Genomic DNA, 17,657 nt, shown 5'->3' with positions numbered 1-17,657 from the left:
GATCGCGCGCGGGGGCTATTCCTTGCGGAGCATCGCGTCGACCACCCGGGCCGAGGCCTTGCCGTCGTCCAGGTCGCAGTACGCCTCGCGGAACGCGGCCGCCCGGTCCGCGTACTCCTCGGTGACCTCGTCCAGCCGGCCGAGCACCGAGACGAGCTCCTCGGAGGTGGCCGGCATCGGGCCGGGCGCCTCCGCCTCGAAGTTCAGGCTGAAGCCGCGCAGGTTGTCCCGGTAGTGCTCCAGGTCGTAGGTGAAGAACACGATCGGCTTGCCGGTCGCCGCGAAGTCGAACACGCTCGCCGAGTAGTCCGTCACCAGGACGTCGGCGATCAGCAGCAGCTCCGCCATGTCGGGGTAGCTGCCGACGTCCCAGACGTAGCCGTTGCCGGCGCCCGGGATCTGGCCGCACATCAGGTGGTGCCGGCGCACCAGCAGCACCTGGTCGTCGCCGAGCGCGGCCCTGGCCGCCGCCAGGTCGATACGCAGGTCGATCTGGTAGCCGCCCTGCGGCCGACGCCGGTCCTCGCGCCAGGTCGGCGCGTAGAGCACGACCTTCTTGCCCTCGGGCAGGCCGAGCCGCTCCCGGACCTGCTCGGCGGTCTTCTCCCGGTCGGCCGCGAACAGCAGGTCGTTCCGCGGCGAACCGCTCTCCAGGATCTCGCCCTTGAAGTCGAAGGCGCGCCGCAGCACCGGGGCCGACCAGCGGTTGCCGGCCACCAGCAGGCTCCAGTTCGGGACCTCCCGGGCCAGGCTCTTGAGGTACTTGGAGTCGGTGAACCAGACCTTCTCGAAGTCGAGGCCGATCTGCTTCAGCGGGGTGCCGTGCCAGGTCTGGAGGACCACCTGGTCGGGACGGCGGACGAAGAAGTCGGGCAGGTGGGTGCTGGCCACCACGTACTTGGCGGTGGCCAGCGCCTCGTACCACTCCGGGCTGCGGTAGCGGAGCGCGGTCACGCTCTGCGGCAGCTCGGCCTGCATGTCGTCGTTGCCCCACAGGTGCTCCAGCGGCAGGCCGCGGCGGACCAGCTCCTCGTGGACCGCCCGCGGCGAGCCGGAGTAGGTGCCGTACTTGCCGGTGTGGTAGACCACCGTGTCGCGCACCGGCAGCCGGCGGGCGGCCGGGTAGTCCACGCTCTGCAGCTGGCGCTGGCGGAAGCCGGCCCGCTCCTCGGGCAGCAGCACCGAGTCCGACTCCAGCGACAGCCCGTCGTGGTTGCGGCGCTCCAGCAGTATCCGCTTGCCGCGGGACTCCACCACGACCGGCAGGACGTCGAAGCAGTCCGGGGTCACCAGCGCGGCGGCGTCCGGCAGTTCCGGCACCGGCACCCCGACCGGCCGGAAGACGACGTTCCAGGTGCCCCGGGAGAGCGGCACCCGGCCGGCGAAGGAGGCCGTCGGGACGGCGGGCAGCGCGGTGCGGAACCGGCCGTCCGAGATCTCCACCGGGTAGGCGTGCTCCTCCTCGCGCCACTTGTGACGGACCACCAGCTCCCAGCGGTGCGCGCCGGGCAGCGGGAACGAGCCGCTGAGCAGGAAGCCGTCGGCGCCGCGCGAGGACACCTCGTCCACCATCGGCTGGAGCACCTGGTCGGTGAACTGGAGGCGCCCCTCGGGGGAGGGCTTGGAGTAGAGCGCCCGGCGCTCGGCGACCGGGGCCTGCGGGTTCAGCGCCAGGTGCAGCCGCTCCGGCGCGTTGCGGTCGTCCCAGGCCAGCGGGACGGTGCTGCCGTCGGCCAGCAGCAGCGCGCCGTCCCAGTGGTCGCGGCTGCGCTCGGCGGCCATCGGGTCCAGCTCGGCCCAGGCCTCGCGGACGGCGGTCAGCTCGGCGACCGGGAACGCCGCGGTGAACGGCTGGAGCGAGCCGACCGGGGTGCCCAGCTCCAGCGGGAAGCTCACGTGGCGGTCCGACTCGGCGTGGGTGAGCCGCAGCCGCGCCCCGGCGAAGCTCGGGCCGGAGCGGGCCGCGCCCGAGACCTCCAGCCGGTCGCCGTGCGCGGCCAGGCCGGTCACCCGGGCCCTGACCGTCTCCACCCGGAGGTAGACGAAGTTGTCCCGGACCCACGGCACGATCCGCACGTCCGGCTCGACCCAGTGCGACGGGAGGAACTGGGCGCTGTCGCTCCACCCGGCCGAGATCCGGCCCTTGTAGACCCCGCCCTTGCCCGCGCCGGCCACCAGGACGCGCCAGTTGCCGTCCTTCCACTGGCCGCGGTACCGGAGCTTCCTCGGGTCGACGGCGACGGTGAAGCCGGACCAGTCGCAGCTGTACAGGTCGTGGCGGCAGCTCGCGGTGGCCTCGGGGCTGTACGTCGTCCGCATCGGCACCGCGATGACCCGGCGGCCCTTGGCCTCGCGCAGCACCAGGGTGCGGACCATGTCGTGCTTGCCGGCCGCGCCCAGCTGCTCCGGGTACGCGTGCCCGGTCATCCGGAGCTTGCCGCCCTCCCAGGAGCTGCTGTACAGCCGGCTGCGGATGACCAGCGAGTTGTCCAGCTTGAGCACCCCGGCCGGCACGCTCCGGCGCCCGCCGCGCAGGAACGGGTAGTCGGCGTACGGGCGCAGCAGACCGCGGGCCTGGACGCCGCCGCCGCTCTCGCGCTCGTACGTGATCTGCTCGACCAGCTCGTCCATCCGGCCCGACAGGGTCAGGTGGTACTTCAGCCGCAGCGGCGCGCGCAGCCGGGCGACCTGGTCGGCGCCGATCGCCCGGAGCAGCCGGCCGACGTGCAGGAGATAGGCGTCCCGGTACTCCTTGTCGCCCTCCACGAGGGAGGAGAAGAACATCGGGATCTCCTCGACGAGGGTGTTCTCGTCGTAGGAGCGCAGGTACTCGGCGAAGCGCGGCTCGGTCTGCTTCATCAGCCAGGCGCGGACCAGCTCGACCGAGGCGACCCGGTCGATCAGGCCCTTGGGGTTGGTGCGCATCTGGGTGATCGACATCTCGCCGACCTCGCGCTCGCGCCAGTGGTAGATCGGCTCGGAGAGCACGTCCACGCTCTTGGCCAGGTAGTGGTGCGGCACGCTGACCGGGGCGTCCTCGTACAGGATGCCCTCGGGGTAGAGCAGGCCGGCCGCGTCGAAGAACGAGCGGCGGTACACCTTGTTCCACGCGGTGCGGTCGGTGACCAGCGCCGGGATCTCGGTGATGTGGGTCTTGAGCCTGGTCTCCTTGAACGGCTTCAGGTGGCCGCCGGACGGGTAGTAGCCCACGGCGCGGAAGCGCAGCACGTTGCCGGTGCAGAAGTCCGAGCCGGTCTCGTCCAGCGTGTTGATCATCAGCTCGTACGCGCTCGGCGGCATCGAGTCGTCGCTGTCCACGAAGCACAGGAACTCGGAGTCCGGGTCGATGTGCCGGATGCCGGTGTTGCGGGCCGCGCCGAGGCCCTTGTTCACCTGCCGGACCAGCCGGAACCGGGAGTCCCCGGCCGCGTAGGCCTCGGCGAGCGCCGCGCTGCCGTCCTTCGAACCGTCGTCGACCATGACGCACTCGAAGTCCGTGAAGGTCTGGGCGGCGATCGAGTCGAGGCATTCGACGAGGTAGCGCTCGACGTTGTAGATCGGGACGACGATGGAGAGGCGGGGAGCCATCGGCTACGCAGGCCTTTCTCTGGAGGAGCGTGGCAGCCCGTACGGGGCCTGGCCGCACTTGTGATCGGTGCGTACGTGCGCCCCGATCCTACCTCCGGGGACCTCGCCCGCCCGGGGGCCACTACGCTGGGGCCGTGTCCCGTTTCAGCGTGATCGTCCCCGTGTACCAGGTCCAGGACTACCTCGCCGAGTGCCTCGAATCGGTGCTCGGCCAGGACGGCCCGGACTTCGAGCTGATCGCGGTGGACGACCGCTCCCCGGACCGCTGCGGCGCGATGCTGGACGAGGCCGCCGCCGCCGACGCCCGGATCCGGGTGCTGCACCTGCCGGAGAACGTCGGCCTCGGCCGGGCCCGCAACGCCGGCCTGGAGGTCGCCACCGGGGACTACGTGATCTTCCTCGACAGCGACGACACGCTGACGCCCGGATTGCTGAAGGCCGTCGACGAGCGGCTCACCGCCACGGGTGAACCGGACGTCCTGGTCTACGACTACGCCCGTACCTACGCCGACGGCCGGATCACCCGGGCCGCCTCCGCGCACGTCTTCGGCGCCGCCTCCCCGGACGTCTTCGACCTCGACGCCCGCCCCGACCTGCTCGACCTGCTGCAGGTCGTCTGGAACAAGGCCTACCGCCGCGGGTTCGTCACCGAGCAGCGGCTGGTCTTCCCGGCCGGCTACTACGAGGACACCCCCTGGACGTACCCGGCGCTGCTCGCCGCCGCCCGGATCACCCTGCTCGACCAGGTCGGCGTGCACTACCGCCAGCGCCAGGAGGGCGGCAACATCCTGGCCACCGCCAGCCGCAAGCACTTCGACGTGTTCGCCCAGTACGACCTGGTCTTCGCCTTCCTCGACCGCCGCCCCGACCTGGACCGCTGGCGCCCGGTCGTCTACGGCCGGATGCTGCACCACCTCAACACCGTGGTCTCCAAGCCCGGCCGGGTCCCGCCCGGCGACCGCCGCGAGTACTTCCGCCGGGCCGCCGGGCACTGCGCCCGGCTGCGGCCGGCCGGCTACCGGCCGCCGGCCGGGGTGGACGGCGTGCGCACCGAGCTGCTCAGCCACGGCCGCTACGGCGCCTACCAGGCCGTCCGGGCCCTCGCCAAGGCCCGCCGACTCGTCAAGCGGTAGCCGGCCGGTCCCGCCGCGCTCCCGGGCCGCGGCGGCCGACGGACCGGTTCCTGGGCCCGCCTGACGCCCATTCGGGGGACAGGCCGGTATAACCGGTGGGTGGACTTCCTGACCCGACTTCCGGTCGTCGGCCCCTTCGTGGCCCGGGTACTGCGCAGCCGCCCGTACCGGGTGTACGAGTACCTCTCCGCCGCCCGGGGCAACCGGCTGGCCGGCGCCGTCACCTTCTTCGGCTTCCTCGCCCTCTTCCCGCTGCTCACGGTGGGCCTGGCGATCGCCGCCGCGGCGCTGAGCGACAGCCGGGTGCACGAGCTGCAGGAGCACATCTCCGACCAGCTGCCGGGGATCTCGGACGCGCTCGACCTGCCCGCCCTGGTGGCCAACGCGGGCACCGTCGGACTGGTCGGCGGGGCGCTGCTGCTGGTCTCCGGCCTCGGCTGGGTGGACACCATGCGCACCTCGATCCGCGACCTGTGGCAGCTGCCCCAGGAGGACGGCAACCCGGTGCTGCGCAAGGCCTGGGACGTGGTGGTGCTGGCCGGCCTCGGCCTGGTGTCGCTGTTCTCGCTGGGCGTCTCCGCCGTCGGGACCACGCTGGCCGGCCGGATCGCCGGCGCGGCCGGCCTGGGCAGCGGCTACCTGCTGACGGCGGTGGGCGTGCTGATCGCCATAGCGTGCGACATGCTGCTCTTCGCCTACCTGCTGGCGCCCTTCCCGGGGATCACCGAGCAGCGCCGCCGGGACCTCGTGCAGGGCGCGCTGATCGGCTCGGTCGGCTTCGAACTGCTGAAGCTCCTGCTCGCCTCCTACCTGAGCTCGGTCGCGGGACGGAGCCTGTACGGGGCGTTCGCCACCCCGGTGGCGCTGCTGCTGTGGATCAACTTCGTCTCCCGGCTGCTGATGTACTGCGTGGCCTGGACCGCGACGGCCGACCCGGTGGCCGCCCGGGAGCGGACCAGGGCGCACGGCCGGACGCTGCTGGAGGCGGCCGACAAGGCGGAGGCGGCGGCCGGGCGGGTGGAGACGGCGGTGGAGAAGGGCGGGGCCCGGCCCCCGGACTGAGGCCGAACCCCGCCGACGACCGGTGGGTCAGCCGGCGGAGCGCCGCCGCCGCAGCACCACCGCGCCGTACCCGGCCGCGGCCCCGGCCAGCACCACGGCCGACCAGCCGCCGAGCCCGAGCCCGCCGCCGTCGGTGGCCGCGGCGGGCGCCGACGCGGCCGCGGTGGCCGGCGCGGCGGTGGCCGAGGGGTGCGGCGGCGGGGCGGGCGGGCCGCCGGTGCCGCCGGCCTGGCCGGTCGGCTCGGCGCCGCCGGGCGGGAGCTCGTCGACCAGCCTGCCGACCGGCTGGACCTTGCCGGCCGCGGCGAAGCCCCAGTCCAGCAGGGCGGCCGTCTCGTCGTACACCTTCTGGTAGTTGGCCGGGTGCATCACCGTCACCAGCAGGGTGCGGCCGTCGCGCTCGGCGGCCCCGACGAAGGTCGAGCCGGCGTTGGTGGTGGTGCCGTTCTTCACGCCGATCAGCCCCGGGTACCTGCCCAGCAGCCGGTCGGTGTTGGCGATCCCGAAGCTGCCGCGCTGGCCGGTGTTCCGGTCGACGGCGCCCGGGAACATCGCGTCCCGGGTGGCGCAGTACGTCCGGAAGTCCGCGTTGCGCAGGCCGGCCCGGGCGAACAGCGACAGGTCGTAGGCCGAGGAGACCTGGCCGTCCATGTCGTAGCCGTCCGGGGAGACCACCCTGGTGTCCCTCGCCTGGAGCGCGTCGGCGCGCGCCTGCATCTCGTCGACGGTCCGCTGGACGCCGCCGTTCATGTGCGCCAGGACGTGCACCGCGTCGTTGCCGGAGCTCAGGAACACCCCGCGCCACAGGTCCTCGACCCGGTAGTCCAGGTTCTCCTTGATGCCGACCAGGCTGCTGCCGGGGCCGATCCCCTGGATCTCCTCGTCGGCCACCCGGTGCACCGCGTCGCGGTCGAACTTGGGCAGCACGGTGTCCGCGAAGAGGATCTTCAGGGTGCTCGCCGGGGGCAGCCGCAGATGCGGGTTGCTGGCCGCCAGCACCTCTCCCGACGCCGCGTCGGAGACTATCCAGGACTGGCCGGTCAGGTCGGTGGGCAGGGGCGGGGCGCCCGCCATCGGGGCGACCTGCACCCCGGGGAGCCCGAGCCGCTCGCCGCCGATCGCGACCGACGGGGGCGGCTGCTGCGGGGCCGCGCCCGCCGGGGCGGCGAGCAGTACCGGTAGGGCCGCGGTGAGCGCGCCGCACAGGCGCGCGAGCGTGTGACGGGGTGTGGGCACCAGCCGACCGTACCCACTCCCGGCTCCCCGCGTCCTCCCCCCGGGGCCCGTCCACTCCGCAGGAGGGGCCCGCCCTACGCCGATCGGAGGCCGCGCATACTGGGGACGCACACCGTCTTCACACGCCGAGGAACCCCCATGAAGCTCAGCCGCCGCACCTCCTGGTTCCTGACCGCCTTCGGGGTCTGGTCGGTCATCATCTGGACGACCTTCGTCAAGAACCTCTGGAAGGACTCCGGCGGCCAGGCCTTCACCGGCGGCGACCACTCCCAGCCCACCGCCTTCTTCTGGGTCCACCTCCTCCTCGCCGTCACCTCCTTCGCCCTCGGCATCGCCGTCGGCGCCGTCGGCGTCCGCGGCCTGCGCGCCACCCGCCGCACCCCGGCCGCCGACTGACCCGGCGGGCGGGAACGCGAAGGCCCCCGGCCCGATCGGTGGATCGGGCCGGGGGCCTTCGGGCCGTCAGGCGGGGATCAGAAGCGGCGGGTGACCAGCGCCCGCTTCACTTCCTGGATCGCCTTGGTGACCTCGATGCCGCGCGGGCAGGCCTCGGAGCAGTTGAAGGTGGTGCGGCAGCGCCACACGCCCTCACGGTCGTTGAGGATCTCCAGGCGCTGCTCGCCACCCTCGTCGCGCGAGTCGAAGATGAAGCGGTGCGCGTTGACGATGGCGGCCGGGCCGAAGTACTGGCCGTCGTTCCAGAACACCGGGCAGGACGACGTGCACGCGGCGCACAGGATGCACTTGGTGGTGTCGTCGAAGCGCTCGCGGTCCTCGGCGGACTGCAGGCGCTCGCGGGTCGGCTCGTTCCCCTTGGTGATGAGGAACGGCATGACGTCCTTGTACGCCTGGAAGAACGGGTCCATGTCCACGACCAGGTCCTTGAGGACCGTCAGGCCCTTGATGGCCTCGATCGTGATCGGCTTCTCCGGGTTGACGTCCTTGATCAGCGTCTTGCACGCCAGCCGGTTGCGGCCGTTGATCCGCATGGCGTCGGAACCGCAGATGCCGTGCGCGCAGGAACGGCGGTAGGTGAGGGTGCCGTCCTGCTCCCACTTGATCTTGTTGAGCGCGTCCAGGACGCGCTCCTTCGGGTCCATCTCCAGCTGGTAGTCGACCCACACCGGGTCCGGGTGCTCCTCCGGGTTGAACCGGCGGATCCGGAAGGTGACGGTGATCAGCTGGACGGCACCCGCCTCGGCCGCGTCCAGAGCGGCCGAGTGCTTCTCCACGGTCGGAGTGCTCATCAGTACTTACGCTCCATCGGCTGGTAGCGGGTCGTGACGACCGGCTTGTAGTCGAGGCGGATGGAGGTGGTGCCGTCCTCGGCAACCTCCTGGTACGCCATGGTGTGCTGCATGAACTTCACGTCGTCACGCGTCGGGAAGTCCTCGCGGTAGTGGCCGCCGCGGGACTCCTCGCGGGCGAGCGCGGAGACCGCCAGCACCTCGGCCAGGTCGAGCAGGTTGCCCAGCTCGACGGCCTCCAGCAGGTCCGTGTTGTACCGGAAGCCCTTGTCCTGGATCGCCACGTTCTTGTAGCGCTCCTTCAGCGCGGCGATGTCCTCGACCGCCTGCTTCAGGGTGGCGCCGGTGCGGTAGACCATGGCGTTGGTGTCCATGGTCTCCTGCAGCTCCTTGCGGATCTGCGCCACGGACTCGGTGCCGGTGGACTCGCGCAGGCCGTCGACCAGGGCCTGGACCTTCTCGGCCGGGTTCTCGGGCAGCTCGGTGAAGTCGACCGTCTGCGCGTAGTCGGCGGCGGCGATGCCCGCGCGCTTGCCGAACACGTTGATGTCCAGCAGCGAGTTGGTGCCCAGGCGGTTGGCGCCGTGCACGGACACGCAGGCGACCTCGCCGGCCGCGTACAGGCCGGGGACGATGTCGGTGTTGTTGCGCAGCACCTCGCCCTCGACGTTGGTCGGGATGCCGCCCATGGCGTAGTGCGCGGTGGGCTGGATCGGGATCGGGTCCGTGTAGGGCTCGATGCCGAGGTAGGTGCGCGCGAACTCGGTGATGTCCGGCAGCTTGGCGTCCAGCTGCTCCGGCGGCAGGTGGGTCAGGTCCAGGTAGACGTGGTCGCCGTCCGGACCGCAGCCGCGACCCTCGCGGATCTCGGTGTAGATCGCGCGGGAGCAGACGTCACGGGACGCGAGGTCCTTCATGACGGGGGCGTAGCGCTCCATGAAGCGCTCGCCGTCCTTGTTGCGCAGGATGCCGCCCTCGCCGCGGGCGCCCTCGGTGAGCAGGATGCCCATGCGCCAGATGCCCGTCGGGTGGAACTGGAAGAACTCCATGTCCTCCAGCGGCAGGCCGCGGCGGTAGACCAGGGCCTGGCCGTCACCGGTGAGGGTGTGGGCGTTGGAGGAGACCTTGAAGAACTTGCCGGTGCCGCCGGAGGCGAACACGACCGACTTGGCCTGGAAGACGTGGATCTCGCCGGTGGCCAGCTCGTACGCGACGACGCCGGCCGTCTTGCCCTCGTTGATCAGCAGGTCGAGGACGTAGAACTCGTTGAAGAACTCGACGCCGTGCTTGACGCAGTTCTGGAACAGCGTCTGGAGGATCATGTGGCCGGTGCGGTCGGCCGCGTAGCACGAGCGGCGGACCGGGGCCTCGCCGTGGTTGCGGGAGTGGCCGCCGAAGCGGCGCTGGTCGATCCGGCCCTGCTCGGTGCGGGAGAAGGGCAGACCCATCTTCTCCAGGTCGAGGACGGCGTCGATGGCCTCCTTGCACATGATCTCGGCGGCGTCCTGGTCGACCAGGTAGTCACCACCCTTGACCGTGTCGAAGGTGTGCCACTCCCAGTTGTCCTCCTCGACGTTGGCCAGGGCGGCGCACATGCCGCCCTGGGCCGCGCCGGTGTGGGACCGGGTCGGGTAGAGCTTGGTCAGGACGGCGGTGCGGCTGCGCTGCGTCGATTCGATGGCCGCGCGCATGCCGGCGCCGCCGGCGCCGACGATGACGGTGTCGTACTGGTGAATCTGCATGGGGGGTTAACTCGCCTCTGGCCTCTGCCGGTGGTCGATGGTGCTCGCGGCTCAGATGTTGGGGTCGAAGGTGAAGATCACCAGGGTGCCCAGCAGCACGGTGAAGACCGTGGCGGTACCCATGAGCCCCTTGAGCCAGAGCCGGGTCGAGTCCTTCTCGGCGTAGTCGTTGATGACCTGACGCATGCCGTTGGCGCCGTGCAGCATGGCGAGCCAGAGCATCAGCAGGTCCCAGCCCTGCCAGAACGGCGAGGCCCAGCGGCCGGCCACGAAGGCGAAACCGATCTTGGAGACGCCGCCGTCGAGCACCAGCATGATCAGCAGGTGGCCGAGGATCAGCACGACCAGGACGATGCCGGACAGGCGCATGAAGAGCCAGGCCAGCATCTCGAAGTTGGTGCGGGTGCGACGCGGGGTCTTCTTGGTCCGCTTGCGCGGAGGCTCGATGACGAACGCGTCGGCCGGGTTGCCGGTGCCCAGTCCCTTGCCGGTGTGCGCCTGCTTCGACGGGACGACGATGGCGTCGGAGATTTCCGTGGACATGTCTCGGCTCACTTCCCGAACCAGGAGATCAGCGTGTGCTGGAGGATCCCGTAGAAGGAACCGGCCATCATGACGACCCAGACGCCGACGACGGTCCAGAGCATCTGCTTCTGGTACTTCGGGCCCTTGGACCAGAAGTCCACCGCGACGACGCGCAGGCCGTTGAGGGCGTGGAACAGGATGGCGGCCACCAGGCCGTACTCCATCAGGTTCACGAGCGGAGTCTTGTACGTCTGGATGACGGTGTCGTAGGACTCCGGCGACACTCGCACGAGGGCGGTGTCCAGGACGTGGGCGAACAGGAAGAAGAAGATGAGGACGCCGGTGACTCGATGAGCCACCCAGCTCCACATGCCTTCCCGGCCGCGGTACAGCGTTCCAGCCGGCACGGAAAAACCCTCCGGAAGCGATTGGGGGCTCGGCCGGCTTCGGTGTCGGTCAGCCCGGCCGGGTACGGTCCACCGGCCGCCAGCATCCTATCGACGCCTTCTCGGGAACCGCCTCCGGGGGCCCCAGGTGTGATCAATCAGGCACTTCTGGCCTAGCGGGGCGGGAACCGGACCGGTTGTCGCCACGGCGGGTGAGGGCGCGCTCACGCCCCGCACCGGAGGGTGCGGGGCGCGGCGGTCGCGGACCCGGGCCGGTTCGGCTCCGGTGGTGCCCCGGATTCACCCGTCCGGGCGGATTCGCGGATGGAGTCACCCGCACAGGTGAAGCCGGGGTGCGGTGGCGGGCTCAGTGCGCCGCGGCCCCCGTGGGGGTGGCGACCAGGTGCTCCAGTCGGGTGAGGGCGATCCGGCGGAGTTCGTCGGCCGCGATCAGCCGCTCCTCGTCCGGGTCGTTGGCGAGCCGGGTGCGGATGGAGGAGAGCACGGTGTCGAGCATCTCCTCCGGGGCGACCCGCTCCAGGCAGACCACGAAGACGTGCCCGAACCGGGCCTCGTACGCGGCGTGCGCCGCCCGCAGCGCGGTGTGGGCGGCCTGGCTGCCGGGGGCCCGCATGCCGAGCAGCGGCTGCGGCATCCAGCTCTCGTCCGCCAACGCCTCGGCGAGGTCGGCCGGGCGGAGGTCGTAGGAGGCCTCGCTGGCGGCGGCCAGCAGGGACTCGATGTCGGGGTAGGGCCGGTGCGCGGTGAGGCGCAGGGCCCAGCGGTGGCTGCCGCAGCAGGCCAGCAGGGCCTCCTCGGCAGCGCCGGCGTCGGCTTCGTTGAAGCGGTGCAACCCGAGGAGGGTCGGCTCTGTTCTGACGTCGAGCCGCTGTGACGGGATGTCGCTGGCCAGCGGGTCCTCCTCGTGAGGGCGGGAAGGTGCCGGTGAAGGGGGGGGTGAGCGGGTGGAAGAGGGGCTGCCGAGGGGCGCGCGGGCGCCGGTCGGGCTGCGCCTCAAAGGTAGTTGAGCCGTCATCAGTTGGGGAGGGCGCGCGCCGAATTCATCCGGACGAGCTATCAAGTTGTGACGTTGACACCCGCACGTCAGCGCCCTCCCCGCGGTCGTCGGCCCGCCGCTCGGGGCGGGCCCCGGCTCAGCCGCGGTGGACCTTGTGGTTGGCGGCCTGCGCCCGGGGGCGGACCACCAGCAGGTCGATGTTCACGTGCGAGGGCCGGGTGACCGCCCACGCCACGGTGTCCGCGACGTCCTCCGAGGTGAGCGGCTCGGCCACGCCCGCGTAGACCGCGGCGGCCTTCTCCTCGTCGCCGCGGAAGCGGGTGACCGCGAAGCCCTCGGACTTCACCATGCCGGGCGCGATCTCGATCACCCGGATCGGCTCCCCGCACAGCTCCAGCCGCAGCGTGGCGGCGATGGTGTGCGCGGCGTGCTTGGCGGCGACGTACCCGCCGCCGCCCTCGTACGCGGCCAGCGCGGCGGTCGAGGAGAGCACCAGGACCGTGCCGTCGCCGGTGGCCCGCAGGGCCGGCAGCAGGGCCTGGGTCACGTGCAGCACGCCGAGCACGTTCACCTCGTACATGGCCCGCCAGTCGGCCGGGTCGCCGTGCTCGACGGTCTCGGCGCCGATCGCGCCGCCGGCGTTGTTCACCAGGACGTCCACCCGGCCCACCGCGGCCGCGAAGGCGTCCACCGCGGCCCGGTCGGTGACGTCCAGGGTGACCGCCCGGGCGGAGCCGCCCCCGTCGGCGATCTCCTTGGCCAGCGCCTCGACGCGGTCGGTCCGGCGGGCGGTCAGCACCACGTCGAAACCCTCGGCGGCCAGCCGGCGGGCGGTCGCCGCGCCGATCCCGCTGCTGGCACCGGTGACCACGGCCACCTTCTGCTCGGTCATTGCCACTCCCTGGGGCTCATCGGTCGTTCACCCGATCATCTCAACCGCGTCGCCGCCCCGGCGGGCCGGTCAGGCCCTACATTGCGAGACACCGCGAGGACCCCGCTCCCAGTTCCGCAGGAGGCACCCATGGCAGCCGAGCCGCGCCGCGCCGAGTCGGGCTTCGGGATCGAGCCGCTGTACGGGCCCGAGTCCCTGGCGGGCTGGGACGCCGGCGCCCGGCTGGGCCGGCCGGGGGAGTACCCGTACACCCGGGGCGTCTACCCGACGATGTACACCGGCCGCCCCTGGACGATGCGCCAGTACGCGGGCTTCGGCACCGCCGCCGAGTCCAACGCCCGCTACCGGCAGCTGATCGCCGGCGGCGGCACCGGCCTCTCGGTCGCCTTCGACCTGCCCACCCAGATGGGCTACGACTCGGACGCGCCGCTCGCCGCCGGGGAGGTCGGCAGGGTGGGCGTTGCCGTGGACAGCGTCGACGACATGGCGGAGCTGTTCGACGGCATCCCGCTCGGCGACGTGTCCACCTCGATGACCATCAACGCGCCCGCCGCCCTGCTCCTGCTCCTCTACCGGCTGGTGGCCGAGGCCCAGGGGGTGGCGCCGGCGGCGCTCACCGGCACGGTCCAGAACGACGTGCTGAAGGAGTACATCGCCCGCGGCACGTACATCTTCCCGCCGCAGCCCTCGCTGCGGCTGGTCGCCGACGTCTTCCGGTACTGCCGCGCGGAGATCCCGCGCTGGAACACCATCTCCATCTCCGGCTACCACATGGCCGAGGCCGGCGCCGACCCCGCGCAGGAGGTCGCCTTCACCCTGGCCAACGGCATCGCCTACGTCCGTACCGCGCTCGCCGCCGGGATGGCCGTGGACGACTTCGCGCCCCGGCTCTCGTTCTTCTTCGTTGCCCGCACGACCCTGCTGGAGGAAGTGGCCAAGTTCCGCGCGGCGCGCAGGATCTGGGCCGGGATCATGCGGGACGGATTCGGCGCCCGGGACCCGCGCTCGCAGATGCTGCGCTTCCACACCCAGACCGCGGGAGTGCAGCTCACCGCCCAGCAGCCCGAGGTCAACCTGGCCCGGGTCACCGTCCAGGCGCTCGCCGCGGTGCTCGGCGGCACCCAGTCGCTGCACACCAACGGATTCGACGAGGCGATCGCGCTGCCCACCGAGAAGGCCGCCCGGCTCGCCCTGCGCACCCAGCAGGTGCTCGCGTACGAGACCGACGTGACCGCCACCGTGGACCCGTTCGCCGGCTCCTACGCCGTGGAGTCGCTCACCGACCAGCTGGAGGACGCCGCGCGGGCGCTGATGGACCGGATCGAGGAGCAGGGCGGCGCGGTGGCCGCGATCGAACGCGGGTTCCAGAAGGGCGAGATCGAGCGCACCGCCTACCGGCTCCAGCAGGAGACCGACTCCGGTGAGCGGACCGTGGTCGGCGTCAACCGCTTCCGGTCGGACACGGAGGAGCCGTACCAGCCGCTGCGGGTGGACCCGGCGATCGAGCTGCGGCAGGCGCGGCGGCTGGCCCGGCTGCGGGCCGAGCGCTCGGCCGGCGCCGTCACCCGGACGCTGGACGCGCTGCGCCGCACCGCCGAGGGGACGGGGAACGTGCTGTACCCGATGAAGGAGGCGCTGGCCGCCCGGGCCACCGTCGGCGAGGTGTGCGACGCGCTGCGCGAGGTGTGGGGGACGTACGCCCCGGTGGAGCGCTTCTGACCTCCCGCTGAACGGCCGTCAACCCGCGGGTCGCGTCCTGGCGGTGGCGGCCGTGACCGCCGGCCGGAGGGATCGTTGCACAGGGCACGCAACCCGGGGAAGGCGGCTGAAACAAGATGTCATACCCACGTGTCCGGCCGGTATGCACCCATCCGGAGACTAATTTTCCGGAAGTCGGGCCAAATCCCCCCAACAGGCCTACGATTGGCGAGATGAACCGTCCTGAGCCCGCTCAGTCGGGCGCCACCACTCTCGCCGTCGCACGTCCCGCCGCCGATCTGCGCGACCGGGTACGGGCGCTGGAGCCCGAGCTGATCGCCTTCCGCCGTGATCTGCACCGGCACCCGGAGCTGGGCCGCCAGGAGTTCCGAACCACCGGGCTGCTGCGCGACCGGCTGGTGGCGGCCGGCCTCGAACCCCGGGTGCTGCCGGGCGGCACCGGCATGCTCGTCGACATCGTCCCGCCCGGCACCGCCCCGGGCACGGAGTTCCTGGCCTTCCGCGCCGACATCGACGCGCTGCCGATCGACGACGCCAAGACCGACGTGCCGTACCGCTCCTCCGTCCCCGGCCGGGCCCACGCCTGCGGCCACGACGTGCACACCTCGGTGGTGCTCGGCACCGGCCTGGTGCTGGCCGAGGCCGCCCGCACCGGCGAACTGCGCCGCCCCGTCCGGCTGGTGTTCCAGCCCGCCGAGGAGGTCATGCCGGGCGGCGCGCTGGACGTGATCAAGGCCGGCGGGATGGCGGGCGTCGGGCGGATCTTCGCGGTGCACTGCGACCCGAAGGTGGAGGTCGGCCGGATCGCGCTGCGGGTCGGGGCGATCACTTCGGCCTGCGACCGCCTGGTGCTCCACCTGGACGGTCCCGGCGGGCACACCGCCCGTCCGCACCTGACCACCGATCTGGTCACCGCCGTCGCCCGGACGGCCGCCGACCTCCCGGGCGCGCTGGCCCGCCGGATGGACCCGCGCTGGGGCGTCAGCCTGGTCTGGGGGCGGATCGCCTCCGGCTCCGCGGCCAACGTCATCCCGCAGCACGCCGAGCTGGAGGGCACCGTCCGCTGCCTGGAGCTGGACGGCTGGCGCGAGGCGCCGGACCTGCTGCACGAGCTGATCGCCAAGCTGGCCGAGACCCACCGGGCCAAGTGGACGCTGGACTACCACCGCGGGGTGCCGCCGGTGGTCAACGAGGCGGTCTCGGTCGCCCGGTTGGACGAGGTGATGAACGACCGTTTCGGCCGGGACGGCGCCGTGGTCGTGGAGGGCACCGAACAGAGCCTGGGCGGCGAGGACTTCTCCTGGTACCTGGAGCACGCCCCGGGCGCCCTGGCCCGGCTGGGCGTCCGCGCCCCCGGCGACGCCACCGTCCGGGACCTGCACCAGGGCCGCTTCGACGTGGACGAACGGTCGATCGGCATCGGCGTGGAGCTGTTCTCGGCGCTGGCCCTGGAGGCGGACGGCAGCTGACGGCGCGGCGACAGCCGGCGACGGACCCGGGGCGGTGCGGCCGACACGGGCGGAGCGCGCGGACCCGGGGGTTCCGGAACCGTTCCGTAGACTGGCCGGACCGACCTCGGACCACCGTCCGCGCAGGGGACAGAGCCTCGGGGCGAGCATCAGACCACGGTTTGATAACAACCCGAATGCTCCGGCACCCCGTAACACAACCGTGTTCTACGCGCGTTACGGTGGCGTCCGACCACGCCAAACGGTTGCGTGTAGAAGGAGATATCCCCTTGCGCCGTTCAATGAAGCTCGCCGCGGTTGTGCTCTCGGGTTCCCTGGGCATGGCCTCGCTCGCCGCTTGCGGCGCAAAGAGCACCGACACCTCCTCCTCTTCCGGCTCGGGCGACGGCTCGATCAAGGTCGGCATGGCCTACGACATCGGCGGCCGCGGCGACCAGTCGTTCAACGACTCCGCCGCCCGTGGCCTCGACAAGGCCAAGTCCGAGCTGGGCGTCTCCGTGACCGAGGCCGAGGCCAAGCAGGGCGAGGCCGAGGCCGACAAGGAGACCCGCCTCAAGAACCTGATCGACGGTGGCTACAAGACCATCGTCGCGGTCGGCTTCGTCTACCAGCAGGCGGTCAACAAGGTCGCCAAGGACAACCCGGGCGTCAAGTTCGCGATCATCGACTCGAACGACAAGGACCAGCCGGCCAACGTCACCTCGCTGCTCTTCGCCGAGCAGGAGGGCTCGTACCTGGCCGGCGTCGCCGCCGCGAACAAGTCGAAGGCCAAGCACGTCGGCTTCATCGGCGGCGTGCAGTCCGAGCTGATCAAGAAGTTCGAGGCCGGCTACACCGCGGGTGTGAAGTCCGTCGACCCGAACATCACGGTCGAGACCACCTACCTGACCACCCCGCCGGACTTCACCGGCTTCGCCTCGCCCGACAAGGGCAAGGAGGCCGCCCAGGGCCAGCTCGACAAGGGCGCGGACGTCATCTACACCGCCGCCGGCTCCTCCGGCAACGGTGCCATCGAGGCCGTCGCCAACAAGTCGGGCGCGCTGGCCATCGGCGTCGACTCCGACCAGGCCAGCCAGCCGGCCCTGGCGAAGTACAAGAACAGCATCCTGACCTCGATGGTCAAGAACGTCGACACCGCGGTGTTCTCGTACGTCCAGTCGGTCAAGCAGGGCCAGAGCCCGACCGGCGTCAAGCTGTTCGACCTGAAGGCCGAGGGTGTCTCGCTCGCCACCACCGGCGGCAAGATCGACGACATCCAGGACAAGCTGAAGGCCGCCGCCGACGCGATCAAGTCCGGCGCCACCACCATCCCGACCGCGCCGGTCAAGTAAGCACCGCGCGTCCCGGACGCCGCGGCGCCTGCCGCCTGCCCGGCAGCGCGACGCGTCCACACAGTTCACGGGAGGGGCCCGGCAGGGTGCGCTCAACGCGTACCCCCGGGCCCCGTTCCGTCTCCCACGTTCCCCCTTGGCCCTCCGAGCGCAACGTCGCGCCTCCAGACCACCAGGAGATCGCCATCACCGCATCCGACCCCGTCCCCCTGCGCGAGGACGGCACCCCCAGCGCGGGGACGGCGACACTGGCCGTCGAACTGCGCGGCATCACCAAGCGCTTCCCCGGTGTCGTGGCCAACCACGACA

The 17,657-nt window shown here is 71.8% G+C and carries 14 protein-coding genes; 6 read left to right on the top strand and 8 right to left on the bottom strand.

Annotated elements, in window-relative coordinates:
• Positions 1 to 15 precede the first annotated feature (15 nt).
• The gene (locus ACZ5GH_RS14915; protein WP_464334472.1) at positions 16 to 3,588 is read right to left on the bottom strand and encodes a bifunctional glycosyltransferase/CDP-glycerol:glycerophosphate glycerophosphotransferase; all 3,573 of its coding nucleotides are present in this window, start codon (positions 3,586 to 3,588) and stop codon (positions 16 to 18) included.
• Positions 3,589 to 3,722: 134 nt separating this feature from the next.
• On the opposite strand from ACZ5GH_RS14915, the gene ACZ5GH_RS14910 reads away from it, so the two are divergent.
• Complete coding sequence (locus tag ACZ5GH_RS14910; protein WP_387756464.1) at positions 3,723 to 4,721, top strand: glycosyltransferase family 2 protein; 999 nt, start codon at positions 3,723 to 3,725, stop codon at positions 4,719 to 4,721.
• A gap of 99 nt (positions 4,722 to 4,820) precedes the next feature.
• The gene (locus tag ACZ5GH_RS14905; protein WP_387756466.1) at positions 4,821 to 5,783 is read left to right on the top strand and encodes a YihY/virulence factor BrkB family protein; all 963 of its coding nucleotides are present in this window, start codon (positions 4,821 to 4,823) and stop codon (positions 5,781 to 5,783) included.
• Positions 5,784 to 5,810: 27 nt separating this feature from the next.
• Here ACZ5GH_RS14905 and ACZ5GH_RS14900 read toward each other — a convergent pair whose 3' ends face one another.
• Entirely contained in the window at positions 5,811 to 7,019 is a 1,209-nt protein-coding gene (locus ACZ5GH_RS14900) for a D-alanyl-D-alanine carboxypeptidase family protein (protein WP_464334471.1), read from the bottom strand.
• Between the two features lie 138 nt (positions 7,020 to 7,157).
• Between ACZ5GH_RS14900 and ACZ5GH_RS14895 the strand changes: the two genes are divergently transcribed.
• On the top strand, positions 7,158 to 7,415 hold the full coding sequence (locus ACZ5GH_RS14895; RefSeq protein WP_387756470.1) for an SCO4848 family membrane protein: 258 nt from the start codon (positions 7,158 to 7,160) through the stop codon (positions 7,413 to 7,415).
• A 77-nt stretch (positions 7,416 to 7,492) separates the two neighbouring features.
• Here the strand turns inward: ACZ5GH_RS14895 and ACZ5GH_RS14890 are convergent, their stop codons facing one another.
• The 6 genes from ACZ5GH_RS14890 to ACZ5GH_RS14865 form a co-directional block, all read right to left on the bottom strand.
• On the bottom strand, positions 7,493 to 8,266 hold the full coding sequence (locus ACZ5GH_RS14890; RefSeq protein WP_387756472.1) for a succinate dehydrogenase iron-sulfur subunit: 774 nt from the start codon (positions 8,264 to 8,266) through the stop codon (positions 7,493 to 7,495).
• On the bottom strand, positions 8,266 to 10,008 hold the full coding sequence (sdhA, locus tag ACZ5GH_RS14885; protein WP_387756474.1) for a succinate dehydrogenase flavoprotein subunit: 1,743 nt from the start codon (positions 10,006 to 10,008) through the stop codon (positions 8,266 to 8,268). The genes ACZ5GH_RS14890 and sdhA overlap by 1 nt, the downstream gene beginning before the upstream one ends.
• 51 nt (positions 10,009 to 10,059) lie before the next feature.
• Positions 10,060 to 10,551: a succinate dehydrogenase, hydrophobic membrane anchor protein gene (gene sdhD / locus ACZ5GH_RS14880; RefSeq protein ID WP_316523753.1), complete on the bottom strand. Its 492-nt coding sequence runs from the start codon at positions 10,549 to 10,551 to the stop codon at positions 10,060 to 10,062.
• A gap of 8 nt (positions 10,552 to 10,559) precedes the next feature.
• Complete coding sequence (sdhC, locus tag ACZ5GH_RS14875) at positions 10,560 to 10,940, bottom strand: succinate dehydrogenase, cytochrome b556 subunit (protein WP_387756477.1); 381 nt, start codon at positions 10,938 to 10,940, stop codon at positions 10,560 to 10,562.
• A gap of 346 nt (positions 10,941 to 11,286) precedes the next feature.
• The gene (locus ACZ5GH_RS14870; protein ID WP_464334470.1) at positions 11,287 to 11,772 is read right to left on the bottom strand and encodes a 2-oxo-4-hydroxy-4-carboxy-5-ureidoimidazoline decarboxylase; all 486 of its coding nucleotides are present in this window, start codon (positions 11,770 to 11,772) and stop codon (positions 11,287 to 11,289) included.
• Positions 11,773 to 12,073: 301 nt separating this feature from the next.
• A complete protein-coding gene (locus ACZ5GH_RS14865; RefSeq protein ID WP_387756479.1) occupies positions 12,074 to 12,829 on the bottom strand; it encodes an SDR family oxidoreductase in 756 nt (251 codons plus the stop codon).
• Between the two features lie 129 nt (positions 12,830 to 12,958).
• On the opposite strand from ACZ5GH_RS14865, the gene ACZ5GH_RS14860 reads away from it, so the two are divergent.
• From ACZ5GH_RS14860 to ACZ5GH_RS14850, 3 genes are all read left to right on the top strand, one after another.
• Entirely contained in the window at positions 12,959 to 14,548 is a 1,590-nt protein-coding gene (locus tag ACZ5GH_RS14860; protein ID WP_464334469.1) for an acyl-CoA mutase large subunit family protein, read from the top strand.
• Between the two features lie 212 nt (positions 14,549 to 14,760).
• Positions 14,761 to 16,017 (top strand): amidohydrolase, encoded by a 1,257-nt coding sequence (locus ACZ5GH_RS14855; RefSeq protein WP_387756483.1) that lies wholly within the window; start codon positions 14,761 to 14,763, stop codon positions 16,015 to 16,017.
• A 269-nt stretch (positions 16,018 to 16,286) separates the two neighbouring features.
• Entirely contained in the window at positions 16,287 to 17,348 is a 1,062-nt protein-coding gene (locus ACZ5GH_RS14850) for a BMP family lipoprotein (RefSeq protein WP_387756485.1), read from the top strand.
• The last annotated feature ends 309 nt before the right edge of the window (positions 17,349 to 17,657 follow it).

This window comes from Kitasatospora sp. Xyl93 (assembly GCF_055383135.1).
The sequence above is the reverse complement of the archived record's forward strand: the minus strand, read 5'-3'. Positions and strand labels throughout refer to the sequence as shown.